The organism is Candidatus Pelagibacter sp. RS39 (assembly GCF_002101315.1).
In the GTDB taxonomy this organism is placed as follows: domain Bacteria; phylum Pseudomonadota; class Alphaproteobacteria; order Pelagibacterales; family Pelagibacteraceae; genus Pelagibacter.
The window spans coordinates 278,047-298,071 of the sequence record NZ_CP020777.1; the positions used below are offsets into that span (position 1 = coordinate 278,047).

23 protein-coding genes are annotated in these 20,025 nt (G+C 24.4%); 12 read left to right on the plus strand and 11 right to left on the minus strand.

Annotated elements, in window-relative coordinates; translation table 11 throughout:
* Positions 1 to 4: 4 nt before the first annotated feature.
* The 4 genes from B5L73_RS01500 to pseB are packed head-to-tail and all read left to right on the plus strand — an operon-like array spanning position 5 to position 3,295.
* Positions 5 to 712, plus strand: coding sequence for a WbqC family protein (locus B5L73_RS01500; RefSeq protein WP_085147087.1), 708 nt, complete (start codon positions 5 to 7; stop codon positions 710 to 712).
* A complete protein-coding gene (locus tag B5L73_RS01505) occupies positions 709 to 1,401 on the plus strand; it encodes an acylneuraminate cytidylyltransferase family protein (protein WP_085147089.1) in 693 nt (230 codons plus the stop codon). Before B5L73_RS01500 ends, B5L73_RS01505 begins: the two co-directional genes overlap by 4 nt.
* Positions 1,379 to 2,248: an aldo/keto reductase gene (locus B5L73_RS01510; protein WP_085147091.1), complete on the plus strand. Its 870-nt coding sequence runs from the start codon at positions 1,379 to 1,381 to the stop codon at positions 2,246 to 2,248. Before B5L73_RS01505 ends, B5L73_RS01510 begins: the two co-directional genes overlap by 23 nt.
* 60 nt (positions 2,249 to 2,308) lie before the next feature.
* Positions 2,309 to 3,295: a UDP-N-acetylglucosamine 4,6-dehydratase (inverting) gene (gene pseB / locus B5L73_RS01515; protein ID WP_085147093.1), complete on the plus strand. Its 987-nt coding sequence runs from the start codon at positions 2,309 to 2,311 to the stop codon at positions 3,293 to 3,295.
* A gap of 1 nt (position 3,296) precedes the next feature.
* On the opposite strand, the gene B5L73_RS01520 is transcribed toward pseB, so the two are convergent.
* Genes B5L73_RS01520 through B5L73_RS01530 form a run of 3 tightly spaced genes read right to left on the minus strand, consistent with a single transcriptional unit; the run spans position 3,297 to position 5,815 of the window.
* The gene (locus B5L73_RS01520; RefSeq protein WP_085147095.1) at positions 3,297 to 4,031 is read right to left on the minus strand and encodes a HisA/HisF-related TIM barrel protein; all 735 of its coding nucleotides are present in this window, start codon (positions 4,029 to 4,031) and stop codon (positions 3,297 to 3,299) included.
* A complete protein-coding gene (gene hisH, locus B5L73_RS01525; protein WP_198150119.1) occupies positions 4,031 to 4,651 on the minus strand; it encodes an imidazole glycerol phosphate synthase subunit HisH in 621 nt (206 codons plus the stop codon). The genes B5L73_RS01520 and hisH overlap by 1 nt, the downstream gene beginning before the upstream one ends.
* Positions 4,652 to 4,654: 3 nt before the next feature.
* Positions 4,655 to 5,815, minus strand: a complete 1,161-nt coding sequence (locus B5L73_RS01530) for an N-acetyl sugar amidotransferase (protein WP_085147099.1) — start codon at positions 5,813 to 5,815, stop codon at positions 4,655 to 4,657.
* 28 nt (positions 5,816 to 5,843) lie between these two features.
* Here B5L73_RS01530 and B5L73_RS01535 point away from each other — a divergent pair, with 28 nt between their 5' ends.
* From B5L73_RS01535 to B5L73_RS01550, 4 genes are read left to right on the plus strand one after another with little or no spacing between them, the layout of a single operon-like run.
* Positions 5,844 to 6,560 (plus strand): class I SAM-dependent methyltransferase, encoded by a 717-nt coding sequence (locus tag B5L73_RS01535; protein ID WP_085147101.1) that lies wholly within the window; start codon positions 5,844 to 5,846, stop codon positions 6,558 to 6,560.
* Complete coding sequence (locus B5L73_RS01540) at positions 6,557 to 7,930, plus strand: hypothetical protein (RefSeq protein WP_085147103.1); 1,374 nt, start codon at positions 6,557 to 6,559, stop codon at positions 7,928 to 7,930. The genes B5L73_RS01535 and B5L73_RS01540 overlap by 4 nt, the downstream gene beginning before the upstream one ends.
* A gap of 8 nt (positions 7,931 to 7,938) precedes the next feature.
* Complete coding sequence (locus B5L73_RS01545) at positions 7,939 to 8,862, plus strand: hypothetical protein (protein ID WP_085147105.1); 924 nt, start codon at positions 7,939 to 7,941, stop codon at positions 8,860 to 8,862.
* On the plus strand, positions 8,855 to 10,015 hold the full coding sequence (locus B5L73_RS01550) for an SGNH/GDSL hydrolase family protein (protein ID WP_085147107.1): 1,161 nt from the start codon (positions 8,855 to 8,857) through the stop codon (positions 10,013 to 10,015). Before B5L73_RS01545 ends, B5L73_RS01550 begins: the two co-directional genes overlap by 8 nt.
* 2 nt (positions 10,016 to 10,017) lie before the next feature.
* Here the strand turns inward: B5L73_RS01550 and B5L73_RS01555 are convergent, their stop codons facing one another.
* Genes B5L73_RS01555 through B5L73_RS01560 form a run of 3 tightly spaced genes read right to left on the minus strand, consistent with a single transcriptional unit; the run spans position 10,018 to position 12,395 of the window.
* Positions 10,018 to 11,853 carry a carbamoyltransferase family protein gene (locus B5L73_RS01555; RefSeq protein WP_085147109.1) on the minus strand — a complete coding sequence of 612 codons (1,836 nt, stop codon included), beginning with the start codon at positions 11,851 to 11,853 and terminating at the stop codon, positions 10,018 to 10,020.
* A 1-nt stretch (position 11,854) separates the two neighbouring features.
* Complete coding sequence (locus B5L73_RS06455; protein WP_198150120.1) at positions 11,855 to 12,004, minus strand: DUF5989 family protein; 150 nt, start codon at positions 12,002 to 12,004, stop codon at positions 11,855 to 11,857.
* 1 nt (position 12,005) lies between these two features.
* On the minus strand, positions 12,006 to 12,395 hold the full coding sequence (locus B5L73_RS01560; RefSeq protein WP_085147111.1) for an SxtJ family membrane protein: 390 nt from the start codon (positions 12,393 to 12,395) through the stop codon (positions 12,006 to 12,008).
* A gap of 169 nt (positions 12,396 to 12,564) precedes the next feature.
* Between B5L73_RS01560 and B5L73_RS01565 the strand changes: the two genes are divergently transcribed.
* Positions 12,565 to 13,734: a hypothetical protein gene (locus tag B5L73_RS01565; protein ID WP_085147113.1), complete on the plus strand. Its 1,170-nt coding sequence runs from the start codon at positions 12,565 to 12,567 to the stop codon at positions 13,732 to 13,734.
* Positions 13,731 to 14,933 (plus strand): glycosyltransferase, encoded by a 1,203-nt coding sequence (locus B5L73_RS01570; RefSeq protein WP_085147115.1) that lies wholly within the window; start codon positions 13,731 to 13,733, stop codon positions 14,931 to 14,933. The genes B5L73_RS01565 and B5L73_RS01570 overlap by 4 nt, the downstream gene beginning before the upstream one ends.
* Before the next feature lies 1 nt (position 14,934).
* Here B5L73_RS01570 and B5L73_RS01575 read toward each other — a convergent pair whose 3' ends face one another.
* The 5 genes from B5L73_RS01575 to B5L73_RS01595 are packed head-to-tail and all read right to left on the minus strand — an operon-like array spanning position 14,935 to position 18,331.
* On the minus strand, positions 14,935 to 16,056 hold the full coding sequence (locus B5L73_RS01575; protein WP_085147117.1) for a DegT/DnrJ/EryC1/StrS family aminotransferase: 1,122 nt from the start codon (positions 16,054 to 16,056) through the stop codon (positions 14,935 to 14,937).
* Positions 16,046 to 16,456, minus strand: coding sequence for a WbuC family cupin fold metalloprotein (locus B5L73_RS01580; RefSeq protein ID WP_085147119.1), 411 nt, complete (start codon positions 16,454 to 16,456; stop codon positions 16,046 to 16,048). The genes B5L73_RS01575 and B5L73_RS01580 overlap by 11 nt, the downstream gene beginning before the upstream one ends.
* 8 nt (positions 16,457 to 16,464) lie before the next feature.
* The gene (locus tag B5L73_RS01585; protein WP_085147121.1) at positions 16,465 to 17,097 is read right to left on the minus strand and encodes a class I SAM-dependent methyltransferase; all 633 of its coding nucleotides are present in this window, start codon (positions 17,095 to 17,097) and stop codon (positions 16,465 to 16,467) included.
* Positions 17,087 to 17,614 carry an adenylyl-sulfate kinase gene (locus tag B5L73_RS01590; RefSeq protein WP_085147123.1) on the minus strand — a complete coding sequence of 176 codons (528 nt, stop codon included), beginning with the start codon at positions 17,612 to 17,614 and terminating at the stop codon, positions 17,087 to 17,089. The genes B5L73_RS01585 and B5L73_RS01590 overlap by 11 nt, the downstream gene beginning before the upstream one ends.
* Positions 17,615 to 17,629: 15 nt before the next feature.
* Positions 17,630 to 18,331, minus strand: a complete 702-nt coding sequence (locus B5L73_RS01595) for a glycosyltransferase (protein ID WP_085147125.1) — start codon at positions 18,329 to 18,331, stop codon at positions 17,630 to 17,632.
* A 58-nt stretch (positions 18,332 to 18,389) separates the two neighbouring features.
* Between B5L73_RS01595 and B5L73_RS01600 the strand changes: the two genes are divergently transcribed.
* Both B5L73_RS01600 and B5L73_RS01605 read left to right on the plus strand, forming a co-directional pair.
* Positions 18,390 to 19,349: a GDP-mannose 4,6-dehydratase gene (locus B5L73_RS01600; RefSeq protein ID WP_085147127.1), complete on the plus strand. Its 960-nt coding sequence runs from the start codon at positions 18,390 to 18,392 to the stop codon at positions 19,347 to 19,349.
* Positions 19,336 to 19,983: a methyltransferase domain-containing protein gene (locus B5L73_RS01605; protein ID WP_085147129.1), complete on the plus strand. Its 648-nt coding sequence runs from the start codon at positions 19,336 to 19,338 to the stop codon at positions 19,981 to 19,983. Before B5L73_RS01600 ends, B5L73_RS01605 begins: the two co-directional genes overlap by 14 nt.
* Positions 19,984 to 20,025 lie beyond the last annotated feature (42 nt).

A 20,025-nucleotide genomic window follows, 5' to 3' on the forward strand; every position in this document is an offset into this window, starting at 1 on the left:
TAAAATGGTTATTGCAATCATCCAACCAACTTTTTTACCATGGTGTGGTTACATGTCATTAATAGATTTTGTTGATGAAGTTATATTTTTAGATAATGTTCAATTTGATAAGAGATCATGGCAACAGAGAAATAGAATCAAAACTTCAAATGGGACTTTAACTTTAACAGTTCCAGTGATAACAAAAAATTTATTCAATCAACATATAAAAGATGTTAAAATTGATTATAGCTCATCCTTTCAAAAAAAAATGACTAAGTCAATTTTTCAAAATTACTCAAAAGCAAAGTATTTTGATGATTATTCAAAAGAGATCTTTTCACTGTTAGAAAGTAATCATAGAAATCTTATGGATTTAAACATAAAATTGATTGACCATTTATGTAAAGTATTAAAAATAAAATTTCAATTTTCTTTTTCATCAAATTTAAATTTAAAGACATCAAAAGAACAGTTAATATTGGATATATGCAAATTAAAGAAAGCTAAAAAATACATATCAACTATAGGAGCAAAAAATTACTTAAATGAAAAAAATTTTAATTTGAAAAATAATATAGAATTAAGTTTTTTTGAATATTCTGGTAAAAAACATAATCAGCTCTATGGTAAATTTGTAAGCAATCTATCTGTAATAGACCTTTTATTTAATGAGGGACCGAAATCAAAAGACATTTTGAGAGAAAACTTTTTTATTAATAAAAATTTATGACTAAAAGATTGTTAATAATTCCAGCAAGATCAGGATCTAAAAGAATTAAAAATAAAAATATTAGATTATTTCAAAAAAAACCTATTATTTATTTTCCTTTAGAGGAGGCAAGAAAAAGTAAATTATTTGAAAAAATACACGTTTCTACTGACTCAAAAAAAATAAAAAAAATAGTGGAAAGTTTAAATTTTAAAGTGGATTTTTTAAGACCAAAAAAGCTAGCAGGAGATAAAGTTTCAACCGAAAAAGTTCTGAGGTATGTCGTAAGGGAATATGAAAAAATGAATCTTTATTTTGAAGAAATATGGTCAATTACACCTTGCTCTCCTTTAATAAATAAATCCGACCTTATTAAAGCCGCAAAAAAATTAAATCGATATAAAAAAAAGATTATTCTTTCAGTGTCAAAGTATTCAGTGCCTATTGATTGGGCCTTTAAAAAGAAAAAAGATTTTTTGATACCATTAATAAAAGACTCATATAAAAAAAGATCACAAGATATTTTAGATATGTATCATGATACAGGAAACTTTGTTGGAATACCTGTCTCTTTTTTTAAATCTAAAAAAATAAATTTTGATAAAAATTATATAGCTTATGAATTGCCGAAAAAAAGATCGGTTGATATAGATACTCTTGAAGATTTTCAATTAGCAGAAATTTTATATGTTGGGTCAAAAAAGATTTAGTAAGCATAAAATAATTATTGGATCAGCAAATTTCGGCTTGAATTATAGTCAATTGAATTCTTTTAAAAAAGTAAATATTAAAGAAATTAAAAAAATCATAAAATTTTGCGAAAAAAATAAAATAAATTATTTAGATACTGCCAATGGTTACGGAGATGCAGAAAAAATTATTGGGAGTATAAAAAAAAATAAGTGGAAAATAATTACCAAAATACCAAAAGTCAAAACACAAAATTCAAAAGAAATAGAAAATTTTATTTTTAATACAATTAATGTTTCTTTAGGCAATCTAAAAAGCAGATCTTTATATGCAGTTCTTTTACATGATGAAAAGCAATTGTTGTCTCGGAATGGTAAAAAAATTTTTAAACTTCTTAAGTATTTAAAAAGAAAAGGGAAAATAAATAAAATTGGAGTTTCATTTTATACCCCAAGCATATTATTAAAAACTCTATCAAATTTTAAAATTGACATAATACAAATTCCAATAAATTATATTAATAAAAATTTTCTGGATAAAAAGATATTGAGAAATATCAAGAAAAATAATATAGAAGTACACGCCAGGTCACTTTTTCTGCAAGGCTTGTTATTAAAAAAAAAAACCAATAATAAAAGATTTAAGAAATTTATAAAATATTTAAACACTTGGCACCATCAAAAAAAGATCAATCGTTTAGAGAGTGCATTAAATTTTTTTAATGACTTAAATTTTGTTGATAAATATATTCTTGGACTAGAAAATCTTAATCAACTCAAACAAATAATAAAAACAAAAAAAAAAATATTAGTGGACTTTCCTGAATTTGATAAAAAATATATAAAAGATCCAAGAAAATGGATATAAATATTTTTTATATTAAATTTATTTGAATTTAAAAAAAATTAATATTAAGTAGTACAATTCATGTTAAATAATAAAACTATACTTATCACAGGAGGCACTGGCTCTCTAGGAAATGCTTTAACAAAAAGAATTCTTTCAAAATATAAGAATATAAAAAAAATTATTATTTTTAGTCGTGATGAGTTTAAGCAATATAATATGGAAAAATCTTTCCCCGAAAAAAGATTTAATTGTATTAGATATTTTTTAGGCGATGTTAGAGATCTATCAAGATTAGAACAAGCACTTAAGGGTGTAGACTATGTAATACATACAGCTGCTCTAAAGCAAGTTCCTGCAGCTGAATATAATCCCTTTGAATATATAAAAACAAATGTTATAGGAGCCCAAAATCTGATCACTGCATGTATAAATCAGAGAGTGAAGAAAGTAATTGCGTTATCAACTGATAAAGCATGTTCACCAATAAATCTTTATGGTGCAACTAAATTATGCTCAGATAAATTATTTATATCTTCGAATAATCTTTCGGGAAAAAATGGCACAATATTTTCTGTTGTCAGATATGGAAATGTGTTTGCAAGTAGAGGTTCAGTCATACCTTATTTTATTAATTTAAATAAAAAAAATAAAGCAATTACCATCACAGATAAAAAGATGACAAGATTTAATATTTCATTAGAGGAGGGTGTTGACGCTGTAATGTGGGCACTTAAAAATATGAAAGGTCAGGAAATTTTAGTACCTAAAATACCAAGTTTTAAAATAATTGATTTGGCAAAAGCTATAAATCATAAAGCAAAATTAAAATTTATTGGAGTTAGACCCGGTGAAAAGATTCATGAGGAACTTATTTCAAATTCAGATAGTCAGTTGACTATTGATGTAGGAAAATATTACCTTATTTTACCTAATAAAAATTTATATAAAAGATACAAAACTTACAACACACTTAGAAAAGATTTTATTTATAGAAGTGATTTGAATCAAAATTTTCTTAATCTAAGTCAATTAAAAAAACTAATTGAAAATTTTGAAAAAAAATAAGCTAAGATCTAACATTAAAGTTTTTGTTTTGCAGGTGTTGTTTAATTTTGAATATATTATAATCATTAAAAATTAAAATTGTTCCCAAAGCAATATTTTTTACACCAATTTTTAGACAGTTTTCTATGTCTTCTAAACTTCCAATCCCTCCCTCAAATATAATTGGAATATTCATAATTTTTAAAAATTTTTCACATAATTTAATATTCATTCCTTTTCTTGAGCCTTCTAAGTTTACAAATGTGATTTTTAATTCCCCGATACCACTTGTCTCAAGCTTTTTAGCAAATTCAAAAGGATCAATATTTTTATAATTATGAACTAAACAATTTTTTTCATCTGCTATTAAATTTATTCCTCCAACAATTGATTGATTTCCATAAATATTTGCAATCCTTTCTATTAAGCTGGTATCTCTAATTATATTTGAAGACAAATAAACTTTATCTGCACCATTTTGAAATGATAATTTAATTTTCTCTAAATTATTTAAACCTCCACCATATGTAATTGGTGTATTACATACCTCTGATACATGACTCAAAGTTTTAAAATCTTGATTATTTCCATTATATCCATCAAGATCCATCAAGAAAATTTCATCTGATTTTTGACTGTTAAATGCCTGAATTGTTGTTTTTGGACTTCCCGCATTCTTAAAGTTTTTGAAATTACTTCCTTTGACCAACTTTTTATTTTGAAGCAATAATGACGGTATAATTCTTAGATAATTCATTAGAATTTATTCATAAAAAAATTTAGAAATGAGGCTCCATTTTCTTGACTTTTTTCTGGGTGGAATTGTACACCAATGATATTATCTTTTATGATAATTGCAGGAATAGTTTTACCAATATTTACTTCACCTAATATTAAATCATTATTTAACTTTTTATTTAAGTTAAGAAAGTAAGAATGACAAAAAAAAAATGATGAATTATTTCTAATATCAATCTTATCAATCTTATCATTCTCGTTATTCATTGCAATATTACACCAACCAATATTGAATATATTTTTACTTTTATTGATTGGTATAACTTCTCCATTTATGAAACCAAGTCCATCAGTTTTACCGTGTTCAAATAATGTTTTTGAAAAAATCTGCATACCTAAACATATCCCTAAAATTGACATACCTTTATTTTTATATTTTGTTAATTCAGAAATCATCTCAGTATTTTTTAAATACTTCATGCAATGATTTGCTGCACCAACTCCAGGAATAATTAGTTTGTCTACTTTTTTAAAATCGTTTTTTTTATTAATTATAACAGGATCATGACCTAAATTATATACCGAGTGGAACACCGAGGCTATATTGCAAGCTTTATAATCTAAAATGCCAATTTTCAAAATCTACTTTAATTTAAATTTATTTTCAAAATATTCAATATCTTCTAAAAAAAAATTGCTATCGTCGCTTTCAATTTTATCAGGGAATTTATTTGGGTAAACTACATGACCCTTGATAATTCTATAATATTCATCCTCGCTGATATCTAAAATTTTCAATAATAGAGAAAGAGTTTTAGGTTTTTTTCCATCATATTTTTTTACTAATTTTTTTGCTTTATCTCGTTCTATTCTTTTATTTCTTAAATCAATCGACATTAGATGTGTAGTTCTTCCAAATCCTCTTTTTAAAAATTTACTAAAATCCCTTGAACCTTGCATAATACATTCTATTTTTTCATAATCATAATTCTCAGGAATTCCCTCAACTCTATCACCTTTCCAATCTAATTCTTGTTTAATTATTTTTACTTGCTCTTTTACATCCCACGGTATGTAATTCCCTAAATATAAAGGCTTAATATTATTCATTACAATTTCTCTTTGTGATGGAAAAATATAAGGTTTAAAGTCTTTAATATTGAATTTTTCTTTAGGGTAGCTTTCTTTTAACATTTCCAACATATCTTCTGCATTTATTCCAAGGTTTGAAATTCTATTAAATTTTTCAACATCCAGCATTTCTATAGTGTCATATGAGTAATATGAACTATATTCTGAGGATGGTTCACCATAAAATAATAAAGGTATTTTTTTTTCAATAGCAGTATTTATTGGAAATGCACTAATACCCACATGACAGTGCCAACAAAAATCTCCTCTTCTTTTCAAACTTTCTAACATTATTTTTTGCACTAATTTAAAATTTGATTTGTAATTTAAGAAGTCTACTCCAAGTTTTGATAATGTTTTTTCAACATTCTTGTTTAAGTTTGGTCTTAAAAAATTATGATCAAATCTTACAGCTAATGTTTTAAGATTTTTTTTAACAGTTAAATACCAAAGAGTAAAAGTTGAGTCTTTTCCACCTGAAAAGGGCACAATACAATCATATTGATATTTGTTTTTATGTTCATCAATAATGATATCTAATTGCTTATGTCTTTCAGTCCAATTGATTTTTTCTTTTGTTCCTACTTGATTACAAACAGAGCAAACCCCTTTGTCATCATACTTGTTTGTCTCTGCAGTTTCAGGAATTAAACAACTATTGCAATATTTCATTTAGTGTGACATTAATCGATCAATTTATATGGCAAAGAGTGAAATTAAGCAACTCCATAACACTTATCAAAGTACAATTTCATTTTACAATTTTTTAAAAAAAAATAACGTATTAACTAATCCACAATTAAATTTACTTGACGCTGGATGTGGGATTGGTGCAAATATTTTATATTATTCAAAAAAACTTCCAAAAGCTAAGTTCGTTGGAATAGACTATCTTAAAGAAAGAATTAAATATGCAAAAAAGATAAATAAAAATCCAAATGTAGAATTTTTGGTAGACGATATATTAAAAAATAGAAATAAGATTAATAAAAATATTGATGTTATAACTTGTGTTCATACATTATGTTGTTTTAAAAAAATTGATATTCCATTAAGATATATGTTTAGATTAAAGCCAAATTGGATCGCTATAAATTCTTTATTTTATGATGGACCTCTGGATGTTCTAATACATATTAGAGATCATGAAAGCAATATTAAAGATGATAATGTTAATTCAGATTTTAATATTTTCTCATTATCAAACTTGAGAAATATTTTAAAGAAATCGAAATATAAAATTTATAAATCTCAGCCATTTTTTCCTTACAAAAAAATAGCTAAGCCGGCCAAAGGAAAACGTGGAAGCTACACAATGAAAACAGAAATTAATCAAAAAACTACTTTTTCAGGACCAGTGCATTTGCCCTGGTATTTTGTTTTGTTAAAAAAAAAAGAGATTAGATTAAAAAAGTGAAAAGAAAATTTTTATTTTTTTCTACTAGAAAAATAGAAAGATTATATAATTTCATAATTCCCGTAGCATCAAAACATGCTGAAAGATTGATAAAAAAAAAATCTTCAATAATTTATCCAAAAAAGTATTTTTTGAGCTTTGACTTTTTATTTTTTTTGTTGAAGGTTGTTTTAAATGGAAGTTTGATAAATAACCAAAAATTTATTAATTTAAGATATAAAGAATTTCTGATCGGTAGATATGTTCTGTCTCACGCAATGAGACACTCAAGTTTTTACGATAACAAAATTTATTTAAATTATTTAAAATTAAAATATCTTTTGGTTGTAGATAAAATTTTACAAAATATCCAAAAAATACCAAAAGAAACAAAAGCAGTTTATATTGATCATGGCATGTATCTCAATGGAATATATTTTCAAGGTTTCCAAAAAAAAAGGTTAATTATATATACTAATAATTATCCAAAAGGTTTTTGTGTTTTTGATTTTAGGAAATACAAGAATAAAATAATACAATATTCAAATTTGATGGCATTAAATAATAGGTATGTATCAAAAAAAAATATATTAGAAGCCAAGAAAAAACTTAAAAAAGTATTAAAAAATACAACAACACTTCCTTGGATGAAAAAATCTACTTTTAAAAATTTCATGGATATTGATAATTTGAAAAAAGCTACTCATTTAATTTATGCACATTCTTTTTTAGAGGCCCAATACATGTATGGTCATGATGGATTTATTTCCTTTGAAGACTGGCTAGAATTTTCTATTGAGATCTTAAATAATAAAAATAATTTCGTGATTATAAAAGCACATCCCAGTTTTTATGTAAAAGGTGGAAATAGCTTAAGTAATTATGATATTAATACTTTTAATAAATTTAAAAAAAAATACAGTAATTTTAAAAATATAATTTTTATAGATTATCCATTACAAAATAAAAAGTTGCTTAAAATTTTGAATAAAAATACTATAATTATAAGTAGGTGTAGCACCGCAATAATTGAGGCTTTATATTTTGGATATAAGGTAATTTGCTCCTCCGCAACATTCTGGAATACCAACAAACTTAAGTTATGTAATACATGGCAGAGTCCATTTGAATATAAAAAATTACTAATGAAACCTTGGATTAAATTAAAAAACACTAATAAGAGAGACTTTTACTCAGTGTCGTACGACTTATTTTGTAAAAAATCATTTAATTTAGGCAAAAACTATTTCATAAGATTAATATCAAAATTTTTTGATATTCCTATTATTAACTTAGAAAACTCAATATCTAAAAAATTAAAAAGTAAAAAAAGAGTTGAAAATTTAAAAAAATTAATATTAACCAATTCTTTAACTATTGAAAAGTTTTAAAATTTAAAATGCCCGGTTTTTTTTATTTGAAAAAATTTATTAAAAATTTTCTAGATAAAAAACTATTAATGATTGGCAAATCTCATATTTTAAATATTAGAAACAATTATAATTCAATTACTACATTAGAGGATGTTGACTATAAAGTTTTTTCCCAATTTGGTGAAGATGGGATAATTGATTTTATTTTAAAACAATTAAAAATAAACAATCCAAAATTTGTTGAAATTGGAGTGGGTGATTATAGCGAGTCCAATACTAGATTTTTGTTTGAAAATATGGGTGGAAAAGGTCTTATAATTGATTGCTTAAGTGACTTAGAAAACAAAGTTAAAAAAAATATAAAATTATGGCAAGGCGAACTTAGTATTTTAGAAAAATTTGTAGATAGCAGTAATATTTTAGAGTTATTAAAAGAGAATAACTTTGATCAAAATTTAGATTTTTTTAGTTTAGATATCGATGGAGTGGATTATTGGATTTTGAATGAAATGCCATCTGATTTTTCAAAAGTTGTTGTTGCTGAATATAACTCTAACTTTGGTCATGAAGCTGAAGTTACAGTGCCAAATATTAAGAATTTTGAGAGAAACAAATATCACTATTCAAATTTATGTTATGGTATGTCATTGAAAAGTTTAATTAATTTAATGAAAAAAAAAAATTTTTATTTCTTAGGATCAAATAAAAAAAACCATAACGCATTTTTTGTCTCGAAAAAATTCACAAAAGAAAAATTTTTTCCAAATATAATTATAAAAGATATTCAAAATTATACAGATACAATAATTAGAGAAAGCAGAGATATCAAAGGTAATTTAAATTTTCTATCTAAAAAAGACAAACTAAAAGAGATTGAAAACTGCGAGGTTATTGATGTAGCAAATAATTTAAATAAAAAAGTGTTACTTAAAGATATTAGTTATGATTAAAAAAAATTTAAAATTTACTTTAATTGCATATTTTTTTACTTCTTTCTTAATCTATGGAATTTTAGTAGTAGGCGATTATTTTTATCATCTTGCTCAATACTCAAAAATGAGAGTAACTAATGACATTTTGACAAAAAGAAAAAAAGAAGAGGATCGAAAATATTTAGCAGAGCTTAAATCTTTAGGATATGAAAAGATTATTTTCCCTTATATATATTATTATTATCCCGAAACTTCAAAAAATTATGTGAAAGAAATTGTTCCAATAAGCGCGCAACCTAATAAAAACGTTTATTATTGTAATGAAGGATATGGAATGATTAATTTTAAAACTGATAGAATGGGATTTAGAAATAATAACTCAGTTTGGGATGATTTAAAAAATAAAAAAAATATCTTATTTATTGGTGATTCTTATACTCAAGGAGCTTGTGTCGAGGAAAACAATGTTATTTCAAGTTATTTTAAAGACTTTAATTCTATAAATTTAGGTCTTGATGGAAATAATCCTTATATTTACGCGAATTTATCAAAGATTTTTATTCCAAGAATTAAACCCAAATATGTTATTCAAATTTTTCATGCTAATGACAATACCGAATTAGGTAAAATTTTTTTAAAAAATATGGAAATTGAAGATATAGATAAAAGATATTTTAAAAAAGATAAGTTAGAGCCTTCAGATGAAGTATTGTCAGTAATTGCGAATACAGGTAAATATATCGATAAAAATTTTACAAAATTACCAGGTGAAAGAGATTCTTTATTTAAAAGAGGCTCTAGGTATTTGTCGTTACCAACCATTAGGCATAATCTAAATATTACTTTAAAGAAAAGAAACTTTAAGTTACCTTATTCTTCTGTTTTATCAATTGATACATTAGTTCAGTTATGTAAAAAAAATAATTGTACTCCTATATTTTTATACATACCTGTGAGTAAATACTGGGAGGACAATAATCCTTTGGAAAAACCATATATGGACTCTCTTAATAATTTTTTTATTGAGAATAACTTAGTTTATATAGATATTTCTGATAAAATTTATAAAATGGGAAAATCTGCGTTTGCCCCAAAAGGAAAACATTTATCTCCTACAGGTTACAAATTAGTTGCAGAAGAGATTTTAAAAAAAATAAATTCATTAAATTAAAATTAATCTAACTCAAATTCTGATTTATAGTCTTTCTTGAGATTTTTATCTTGCTTTTTTTTATCTAGTATACAATTACCAATAACTAAATAGTCTAATTCAGTGCCCATGAAACAATTAAAGGCCTCAGTAGGTGTATTCACAATTGGTTCTCCTCTCACATTAAATGAAGTATTCACTATTATTGGACAGCCTGTTTTTTCCTTAAATTTTGAAATTAAATCATAATATCTTCTGTTGGTTTTTTTTCCCACAGTTTGAATTCTCGCTGAATAATCAACATGTGTTACAGCTGGGATCTCTGACCTTTTAATGTTCAGTTTATCTATTCCGAAGCATTTTTTTTGCTCCTCACTCATTTCAATTTTTTTATCTGGTTTAATATTTGCTACTATTAACATATAGGGACTATCTTTATCCGTATCAAACCAGCTAGACACGTCTTCTTTTAAAACCGAGGGTGCGAATGGTCGAAAGCTCTCCCTATATTTTACTTTAAGATTTAAATTTTTTTGCATTTTATCAGATCTTGGATCTGCCAAAATAGATCTACCCCCTAATGCTCTTGGACCAAATTCCATTCTGCCCTGAAACCAACCAACCGCTTTTTCTTGTGACAAAAATTCTGATGTTTTGTTAATTAGATCCTCATAATTCACTTTATCAAAATTCGCACCGATTGAATTTAATTCATCCTCTATATCCTCTTGAGAAAACTCTGTTCCCAAATAAGAGCCCTCCATATCATCATCTAAATTTATTTCTCTTTTATTAGCCTGCTCTATATGCCAAAGTGCTAATGCTGCACCCAATGAACCTCCCGCATCTCCAGCCGCTGGCTGAATCCAAATATTTTCAAAAATTTTTTCTTTTAAAATTTTGCCATTGGCGACACAATTTAATGCTACACCACCTGCTAAACACAAATTTTTAATATTATATTCTTTTCGGATTGACTTAGCTAATTTTATCATTATTTCCTCTGTTACTTTTTGAATAGAAGCAGCAACATCCATATGAAACTGAGTAATTTTCTCATTATCAGGATTTCGAGGCTTTTGACCAAATAAATTATTGAATCTACTATTTGTCATTGTAAGACCAGTTGCATAATTAAAATATTTTTGATCTAGCCTAAAAGTTCCATCTTGTTTTATGTCAATTAACTTTTTTATCTGATCTTCATAAACAGGTTTTCCATATGGTGCTAAACCCATTAATTTATATTCACCACTATTTACTTTAAATCCAGTGTAATAAGTAAATGCAGAATAAAGTAATCCAAGCGAGTGTGGAAAGTGTATTTCTTTTTTAATTTCTAAAGAATTATTCTTACCAACTGCCACAGTTGTTGTGGCCCACTCACCCACACCATCTGCAGTCAGAACTATAGCTTCATCAAAAGGAGAAGGAAAAAAAGCACTTGCTGCATGACTTAGATGATGATCAGAAAAAAAAATATTTTGATCAGATTTATAATTTTTATCATGAGTTTTAAGTTTATTAAATAAAAGATTTTTTTGGAAAAGTTTTTCCTTAATCCATAAAGGCATTGCTTTTGCAAAAGAAACAAAGCCTCTTGGCGCAAAAGCAACATAAGTTTCCAATAATCTCTCAAATTTTAAAAATGGTTTTTCAAAAAAAACGATTTGATCTACTTCACTTAATCTTAAATTTCCATATCTTAAGACAAATTCTACTGAGTTATGAGGATAGCTAGGATCATGTTTTTTTCTTGTAAACCTTTCCTCTTGAGCTGCTGCAATAATTTTTCCATCTTTCAAAAGACAAGCTGCACTATCATGATAAAACGCAGAAATACCTAAAATAGATTTCACTTTAAAAAATTGTGTAAATAAACGGTGCTACAGCTGAACCTTGAGTTAATACTATTAATCCTCCAAATAAAACAAGGACTAATATAATTGGTAATAGCCAATACTTTTTTCTTATTTTTAAAAATTCCCAAAATTCTTTTATAAAGCTCATATTAAAACTGATTTTTCATTTTACTCTTAGGACCCGTTTTTTCAATCCAATAAGTTTTATTCTTATTAAATTTTAAATTTAATAAATCTTTACCAATTATTCTCATTAGAAAAGCTATTGGAGTTACAACTAAAAAAAAAATCAACCCCATTATCATTGGAGATACTATTTTTCCCAAAAATAATCCAAATTTAAACCAAAGTTTATTTAAAGGAGTTAAAATTTTAGATTTTAATAATCCTAAAATTAAAAAAATTATAGAAATAATTAAAGACCAAATCCTCAGCTCTTCGTTGTTAATTAAAGGGTAAATTGCAATAAGTAAAAAAACTATAAAAAAAATTATACCAAAACTACGATTTGAGCTTATTTCTATATTATCATTATTCATTATTATTAAATAATTGTTTAATTTATTTATTATGAATTTAATTTAAAAGTTTTATACATTAAGACAAGAGTTTAAAAAAAAAAATTTTAACAAAAAAGTAAGTTTTTAGTTTATTAATTCAACTACACACAATAAACATAATTCATTTTTATTATAATTTTGATTTTTTATGAATATTTTTAATTTAATTAATATCTCTTCCTATCTAATTACATTCATAAATACTATTAAGATTTACTTTTTAACTAGTAATTACAAAAACGATAATCACATTATTTTTTACTTTCCTGTAAAAGCTTATAGTAAGAATATTGTTGATTTAAAATATAAATTAGAAAAACACAAAAATATTAAGTCTTTTCTACTTTATAATAAAGAGAGCAAATCTGAGATTTCATTTTTGGATGGCTCTTTATTTTTAGATTTTAGTTATTTAAAATTTATTCCTTTTAGAAATTTTTTTTTAAAAAATATTAAATTATTTATAAGCTCATATGTAAATTATGTTTTTCCTCCAAACTCAAAAAATATATATATTTGTCATGATATTTCTGATGCTCCAATGGTTAATAAAAAAATAGAGAAAAAAATTTTTTCTGCACTCTCTAAATTACACTATATTTTTTTATCATCAGAAAACGTAGTAAATTATTTTAGTAAAAAATTCATGTACTACAAAATTAATAAAAAAGCTCCAATACTTTTAAATACTGGATATCTAAAATTAGATAATGTAATCAAAAATATCAAAAAGTTAAATAATGATTGTAATCAAATATTATTAGCTCCGACTTATAGTAAACAGTTATCTAAATATAATATGACTCATAAAATCGATGAAATAATAATGAAACTTATTAACAATGGTTATAAATTAATCTACAGGCCACATCCTTTAGATTTAACAAAAAAAGGCAATCAAGGATTGGTAAGATTTATACAAAAAAAATATAAAAAATATAATAATTTTAAAATTGATATCTCTTCTTCTTATTTAAAAAGTTATTCTCAAGCAAAATTATTAATTACAGATTTTTCTGGCACCGCATACACCTTTTCTTACTCAACTTTAAAACCAGTGATATTTTTTTCTCCAAATGAGAAAAATTTAAATAAAGAAACACTTAAAAACCTTTATTATTTTAAAGATAGAAAAAATGTTGGAGTTGTAAATACCAAATTAAAAAAAATGCAAACTGATATTGAGAAACTTTTAGGTTTAAAAGCGAAATATAAGTCCAAAATCTTTAAATTAAGAAAAAAAAGGATTTTACATATTAACAATTCCTTAAAACAATCATCAGATTGTATTATAAAAATATTGAAAATTAAAAAATGAAAATTTGTGTACTTTTTGAAGGATCTCCAAAAAATCCTGGTGGTTTTTATCAAAATTTGAATTCTGCAATGTTGTTGAATGAAATAAAAGATAAAAGATTTGATGTAGAGTTCTTAGTAATAGAAGAAGATGCGTATGAAATTCTTAAAGAAAGAAATCTTAAAGTAAATAAATATAGAAGAGATTTAAAATTTAAATTATTTAATTTTTTTTTAAATTTTACTTTTTTTGAAAAACTTGTGACTAATTTTAATTTTAAACACCCATTTAGTAACTTTTTGATTACACAAAAATATGAATTAGTAATTTTTTTAAGTCCACACAATCTCGCGTTTCATTGTGGTACAACAAATTTTATAATTAATATTTGGGATATAGATCATAAAAAAAATTCAATTTTTAAGGAACATAGAGAAAATAGTAATTTTCTGAAAAGAGAGAAATATTTAAATTTCGTTTTGTTTCATAGTTTTAAAACTGTCGTTGCCGATGAAAAAACTAAGGATGATTTAATCAAAATTTATGGAGGTTTAAAAGAAAATATTATTGTTCAACCATTTATTCCATTATTACCAAAAATTTATCAAAAAAACCAAGATTATGATTATAAAAAATGCTTTGAAAAATTTAATTTGCCTAAAAAAAAAATTATTTTGTATCCAGCTACTTTTTGGGAACACAAGAATCATAAATATTTAATTGAAGTAGCAAAGAAACTAAAAAAACTTAAAAATAAAGAATATTTATTTTTATTTTGCGGAAATGATAAGGGTTTTCAAAAAAAAATAGAAAAAACTCTACAAGAAGAAGAGTTAAATGATCTCATAAAAATATTTAAATCATTGGATGATCTTGAGTTGATTGCTTTATATTTACACTCTTTTGCGATTTCGATGCCTACTACAGGTGGCCCAACAAACCTACCTATTTTTGAGTCCTTTTACTTCAAAAAACCAATTTTCTATAGTGATAATCTTTTAGATAATAATGATGAAATGAATAATTATATTTATGCAATTGATTTGAAAAATCCAGACGATTTAATTACAAAACTAAAAATTTTTTCTGAAAATAATAACTTAAATGAAAAAAAATTAAATGATGCATTTAATTTTTTTAAAAAAATTTGTTCCGATGAAAGATTTAAGCAAAACTATTCACACATATTAAATGAATATTTTGACAAAAAGCTAATTTGATTTATTTTATTAATTGATTTACAGTTTTAGTTATATATTTTATTTGAGATACTTTAAGATTTATGCCTGATGGTAAGTAAAAACCACTGTTGGCCAAATATTCGCTATTTTTCAAATGTTGCACCTTAAATAATTTTAATTTTTTGAATACATTCTGCTTATGCATTGGCCAAAAGAAAGGTCTAGTTTCTATACCTTTTTTCAAAAGTTTTTCTTGAATATTAATTCTGTACTTTTTACTTTTATTTTTTAACAAAACACCAAAAACCCAAAAAATATTATGAGAGAATTGATTTTTAGGTTTTTGAATAATTATTTTATCATTGTCTTTAAGCCTTTTATAATACTCAAATCCTATTGCTCTTTTTGTTTGAACAATTTTTTTTAATCTTTTTAATTGATTAAGACCTATTGCAGCCTGCATGTTAGTGAATCTATAATTCCAACTAATATCATTATGGTTAAATCTATTTTTTTTACCAAAACTCAAGTTCCTAAACATTCTAAACCGCTCATAGAGATTTTTGTTGTTAGTAAGAAGCATACCTCCCTCACCAGTTGTAACATGTTTATTTGCATAAAAACTAAATGTGCTAATTTCACCAAAACTTCCACATGGTCTTTTTTTAAAATATTGACCCATCATTTCAGCTGCATCTTCTATTAAGTAAAGATTATATTTTTTACAAATTTTACTTATCTTATCCATATCACATGGAAATCCATAAATATGGGGCAACATAATAGCTTTTGTTTTTTTGGTTATTTTTGACTCAATTTGATCAATTTTTATATTCCAAGTTTTGATGTCACTATCTATAAGAATAGGTTTGGCACCACTTTTAATAATTGCAATGGCATTAGAAATAATTGTAAAAGATGGCATAATTATTTCATGATTTTTATTTATTTTTAAAGATTTAACAGCTATTTCCAAAGCGGCTGTTCCACTTGAGACTGCGCAAGCAAATTTTCTATTAGCTAACTTAGCAACTTTCTTTTCAAATTGAATTATTTTTTTTCCTGATGAGGATATCCATCCAGATTTTACTGTTTTATAAACCTCTTTTGCATCAGATTCTGTTATAAGAGGAGTGTTTACTGGAATAAATCTATTTTTCATTAAATAATTTTTTATCTTTATCTGATAAATATGGTCCTTGTTTTATTTCTAAAATTTTACATTTTTTTAAAATTTTAAAACCATGACCACCTTTAAATAAAATTATTATATCGTTTTTTTCTAAAATTTTACTTTTGTTTATATCTTTACCTTTTTCATCATAAAAAAATACTTTTACTTTTCCTTCTTGGACAATTAGGACTTCAGTACAATAATCTAATTTTCTGGTTTTTTTTTTGTGAATATGAGCTTTAATTTTATGATTAGTATTATGTTTTAAAAATCCTACTTGTAATAAGTCTTTACTTTCAGTTCTAAAATCCACTCCTTTTTTAGTAAATTGTTCTTTAGCTTTTATTATTAAAGCATAGGTATTATTTTTGTGTTTTATTCTTTGCAATTTATATCCTATTTTTTCTTAAATATTATTCTACATATATTTGGTCTTTGTTTTAGAAAAATGGCAAAATTATTATCAGATTTTAAGAATAAAATTTTATAGCCCATTTCTTTCAATTCTTTTCGGAATTTAGCAACATCAATAAACCTTCTGTAATGACTGTCAAATCTCTCATTTTCTGAGAGTTTTTTACCTTTTTTCATTAGAGGATCTTTTGTAGTTCTAAATTCAAAAAATAATAAAGAATCTTTTTTAATTATGAATTTCAAATTTTTCATAAAATTTTTTTGTTCAGAGTATTTTATGGCATGAATAAAAAATCGAGCATAAATAATATCAAATTTTTTTTTAAGGATAAAATTTTTTTTACAAATATTTTTTCTCACAAAGTTTTTCTTAAATATTTTTTGGTTTGAGTAAATTACGTTTGATTGGTCCAAGCCTGTTGCATTAATTCCTTTTTTTATAAAAAAAATAGTATCTCTTCCATTGCCACAGCCAACATCTAACATATTTATCTTTTTTATCTTTTTATTAACTTTACGAAGTTTATAATAAACAAATTTTGCAAATTTGCTTTCCTTCTCTATCTTAAAATTTTTATAAAATTTATCCCAATATTTTTTATACTTAATGCTCATATTTGTTTAATCTATCAATAATTTTTCTTGCTATTTGATCTGTGCTAATTTTAAAATTGTTTTTTATAGTAATATCAGACTTTTTAGGTAGCTCTGGTTTTAAATCGATCCCAAGAATATTTTTTTGTTTTTTTTTATAATGCATTTTTTTTGAATTTATCTTTATGTCTTTAATTTTTGCATCAATAAATATTTCTATATAATTATCAATTTTTTTTACATTATATTTTCTTATTTGATCATATAAACCAACTACAGTAAAAATAATGTTAATCTTTTGATCTAATATTATTTTCAAAAAATTTGTATATTGATTTCCCAACATTATTCTAGATTTTTTGTCATAACTATTTATTTTAAATTTTTGTCTAAAATTATCACCACTCAAAACAATAGTTTTACCAAATTTTTTTTCGACAAAAGACTTAATCTTATTACTAATTTTGGTTTTTCCTGATCCTGAGTAACCAGTTATCCAGAACAAGATACCTTTATTTTTAATTAATCTATGCTTCATTTTAATTTAAAAGTTTTAAGTGTCATAAAATTTTAATATCACTAGATTTTTTAAAGTTCTAAATATTTCAATTTTGGGAATTTTGGACTCTCCTTGAGTCCTATTTTTGAATATAATTGGGATTTCTTTGATTTCATAACCTAACTTATTTATTCTATATATAGTTTCCATAAAAAAACTATATCCCTTAGAATTAATCATATTAAAATTAAAATCTTTGAGTTTTATAAGATTAAAACCCCTAAAAGATGAGGTAAATTCATTACATTTTATATTTAAAAAATATTTAAAAATTTTGTTTCCAACAGAACTTAATAAAAGTCTAAAACCTGTCATTTCACATTTGCCACCAAGTGAATATCTAGAGCCTATAACGAATGGGAACTCATTTAGTTTATCTATTATCTTAGGTATTTCAGCTGGATCATGAGAAAGATCAGCATCCATTGAAATAAAATTTGAATAATCATTATTTTTTGCATATTCATAAGCAAGCTTATGAGCAGTATCCAAGCCAGATTTGTTTCCTCTGATGATTACTTTTAAATTTGGTATATCTTTTTCTAAATTTTGTAATATTTGCCATGTTTTGTCTGGGCTATTGTCATCAATTACAAGTATATCAATATCTTGGTTTAGTTTATTTAATTTTTCAATAAGTGTTTTTACATTCTTACTTTCATTGTAAGTTGCAGTAAATATTAACGTTTTACTCATAAAAAAATTAGTTTAATTAGTATACTAAAAGTATTAAAAATATTTTCAAACTAAGTATATGAAATACAAAAAAACTGCAATTATCTTTGGAATTACTGGCCAGGATGGTGCTTATTTATCACATTTTTTATTACAAAAAGGATACAGAGTAATTGGAACAACAAGAAATAAATCAGCTAGAAATTTATACCGCTTAAAAAGATTAAAAATAATAAAAAGGGTAAAAATTTTAAAAGGTGTAGCTACTGATTTTAATTTTTGTAATAAAGTTATAAATCTGAAAGTTAATGAAATTTATTATCTAGCAGGAGATTCTTCAGTATTAAAATCTTTTGAAACTCCAGAAATTTCTCTTAAAAGTAATACTGAGGGTATATTAAATATTTTAAGAATTTTAAAAACCAAAAAACATAAAGCTAAATTATTTAATGCAGGCTCAGGTCAATTTTATGGTGATAATAAAAAAAATTTTTATAATATTCATTCAAAAATAGATCCACAAAGTCCATATGGAGTATCAAAAGCAGCTGCCTACTGGCTAATCAAGATTTACAGAGAAAAATACAATATTTTTTGTTGCACAGGAATTTTATTTAATCACGAGTCCCCTTTAAGATCAAAAGAATTTGTAACAAAAAAAGTTGTCGATACAGCCTTAAAGATAAAAAGAAAAAAAGGTATTAAATTAAGATTGGGCAACGTCGATATATTTAGAGATTGGGGATGGGCACCTGATTATGTAAGAGCTATTTGGCTTATGTTGCAAAGAACCAAACCAAGAGATTTTATAATAGGGTCTGGGAAAACTTATTCATTGAAAGATTTTGTAAATGAGGTTTTTAAATATTTAGGTATAAGTAAAAAAAATCTTAAAACTAATGTATCAAAATATAAGAGAAAAATTGATTTGAGGGGATATAAAGCTAATATCGCAGACACTCAGAAAGCATTGAAATGGAAACCTGAATTAAAATTTAAAACTATAATTCATAAGATGATTAATAATGAATTATTTTAATTTGATATTTTCAAATAAATCTATTTTAAGAATATTTCAATTAGAAATTTTTAAAAAGTTTAAAATCGAGGGAGAAATTATTGAATTTGGAGCTTCCGAAAAAATTGACAAAAATTTTTGTAGTCCTTATTTAAAAAATTGCAAAGTCACTTTTTCCAATATCAATCCCTCAAATAAGGAATATCTGAATATAGATCTTCAAAAAAATATTTCTTTAGAGACTAAATATGATTATATTGTTATTTTTAATGTTTTGGAACATCTATTAGATCCTAATTTAGCACTAAAAAATTTATCAACAGTTTGCAAAAAAAATGGAAAAATTATTGGATCTACTCCTTTTCTTTTTAGAGTTCATGGTGCACCAAAAGATTATTCAAGATTTACAAAAGATCACTTAGAAGAATTATTAAGATCAAACAATTTTAAAGATATAGAAATTCTTGAACTTGGTACCGGCCCATTTCTAGCATGTATTTCCTTGCTGAGAAGTTATCTTAAATACTTACCATTTCTTTACCAATTATTAATTTTGTTGTGTTTAGTTTTCGATAAATTGATTAAATTATTTATTAAAACTGATCCTAAGAAAATTTATCCTATAGGATATCTTTTTTTTGCCACGAATACTTAAAAAATGAAATGTTAAATATTTTGATATAATGAAATTGTATTA

Bases quoted from the DNA above. Each gene is read 5' to 3' on its own strand.
- B5L73_RS01500 (WP_085147087.1), top strand. From the start codon at position 5: ATGGTTATTGCAATCATCCAACCAACTTTTTTACCATGGTGTGGTTAC.
- B5L73_RS01505 (WP_085147089.1), top strand. From the start codon at position 709: ATGACTAAAAGATTGTTAATAATTCCAGCAAGATCAGGATCTAAAAGA.
- B5L73_RS01510 (WP_085147091.1), top strand. From the start codon at position 1,379: ATGTTGGGTCAAAAAAGATTTAGTAAGCATAAAATAATTATTGGATCA.
- pseB (WP_085147093.1), top strand. From the start codon at position 2,309: ATGTTAAATAATAAAACTATACTTATCACAGGAGGCACTGGCTCTCTA.
- B5L73_RS01520 (WP_085147095.1), bottom strand. From the start codon at position 4,031: ATGAATTATCTAAGAATTATACCGTCATTATTGCTTCAAAATAAAAAG.
- B5L73_RS01530 (WP_085147099.1), bottom strand. From the start codon at position 5,815: ATGAAATATTGCAATAGTTGTTTAATTCCTGAAACTGCAGAGACAAAC.
- B5L73_RS01535 (WP_085147101.1), top strand. From the start codon at position 5,844: ATGGCAAAGAGTGAAATTAAGCAACTCCATAACACTTATCAAAGTACA.
- B5L73_RS01545 (WP_085147105.1), top strand. From the start codon at position 7,939: ATGCCCGGTTTTTTTTATTTGAAAAAATTTATTAAAAATTTTCTAGAT.
- B5L73_RS01550 (WP_085147107.1), top strand. From the start codon at position 8,855: ATGATTAAAAAAAATTTAAAATTTACTTTAATTGCATATTTTTTTACT.
- B5L73_RS06455 (WP_198150120.1), bottom strand. From the start codon at position 12,004: ATGAGCTTTATAAAAGAATTTTGGGAATTTTTAAAAATAAGAAAAAAG.
- B5L73_RS01560 (WP_085147111.1), bottom strand. From the start codon at position 12,395: ATGAATAATGATAATATAGAAATAAGCTCAAATCGTAGTTTTGGTATA.
- B5L73_RS01565 (WP_085147113.1), top strand. From the start codon at position 12,565: ATGAATATTTTTAATTTAATTAATATCTCTTCCTATCTAATTACATTC.
- B5L73_RS01570 (WP_085147115.1), top strand. From the start codon at position 13,731: ATGAAAATTTGTGTACTTTTTGAAGGATCTCCAAAAAATCCTGGTGGT.
- B5L73_RS01575 (WP_085147117.1), bottom strand. From the start codon at position 16,056: ATGAAAAATAGATTTATTCCAGTAAACACTCCTCTTATAACAGAATCT.
- B5L73_RS01585 (WP_085147121.1), bottom strand. From the start codon at position 17,097: ATGAGCATTAAGTATAAAAAATATTGGGATAAATTTTATAAAAATTTT.
- B5L73_RS01590 (WP_085147123.1), bottom strand. From the start codon at position 17,614: ATGAAGCATAGATTAATTAAAAATAAAGGTATCTTGTTCTGGATAACT.
- B5L73_RS01595 (WP_085147125.1), bottom strand. From the start codon at position 18,331: ATGAGTAAAACGTTAATATTTACTGCAACTTACAATGAAAGTAAGAAT.
- B5L73_RS01600 (WP_085147127.1), top strand. From the start codon at position 18,390: ATGAAATACAAAAAAACTGCAATTATCTTTGGAATTACTGGCCAGGAT.
- B5L73_RS01605 (WP_085147129.1), top strand. From the start codon at position 19,336: ATGAATTATTTTAATTTGATATTTTCAAATAAATCTATTTTAAGAATA.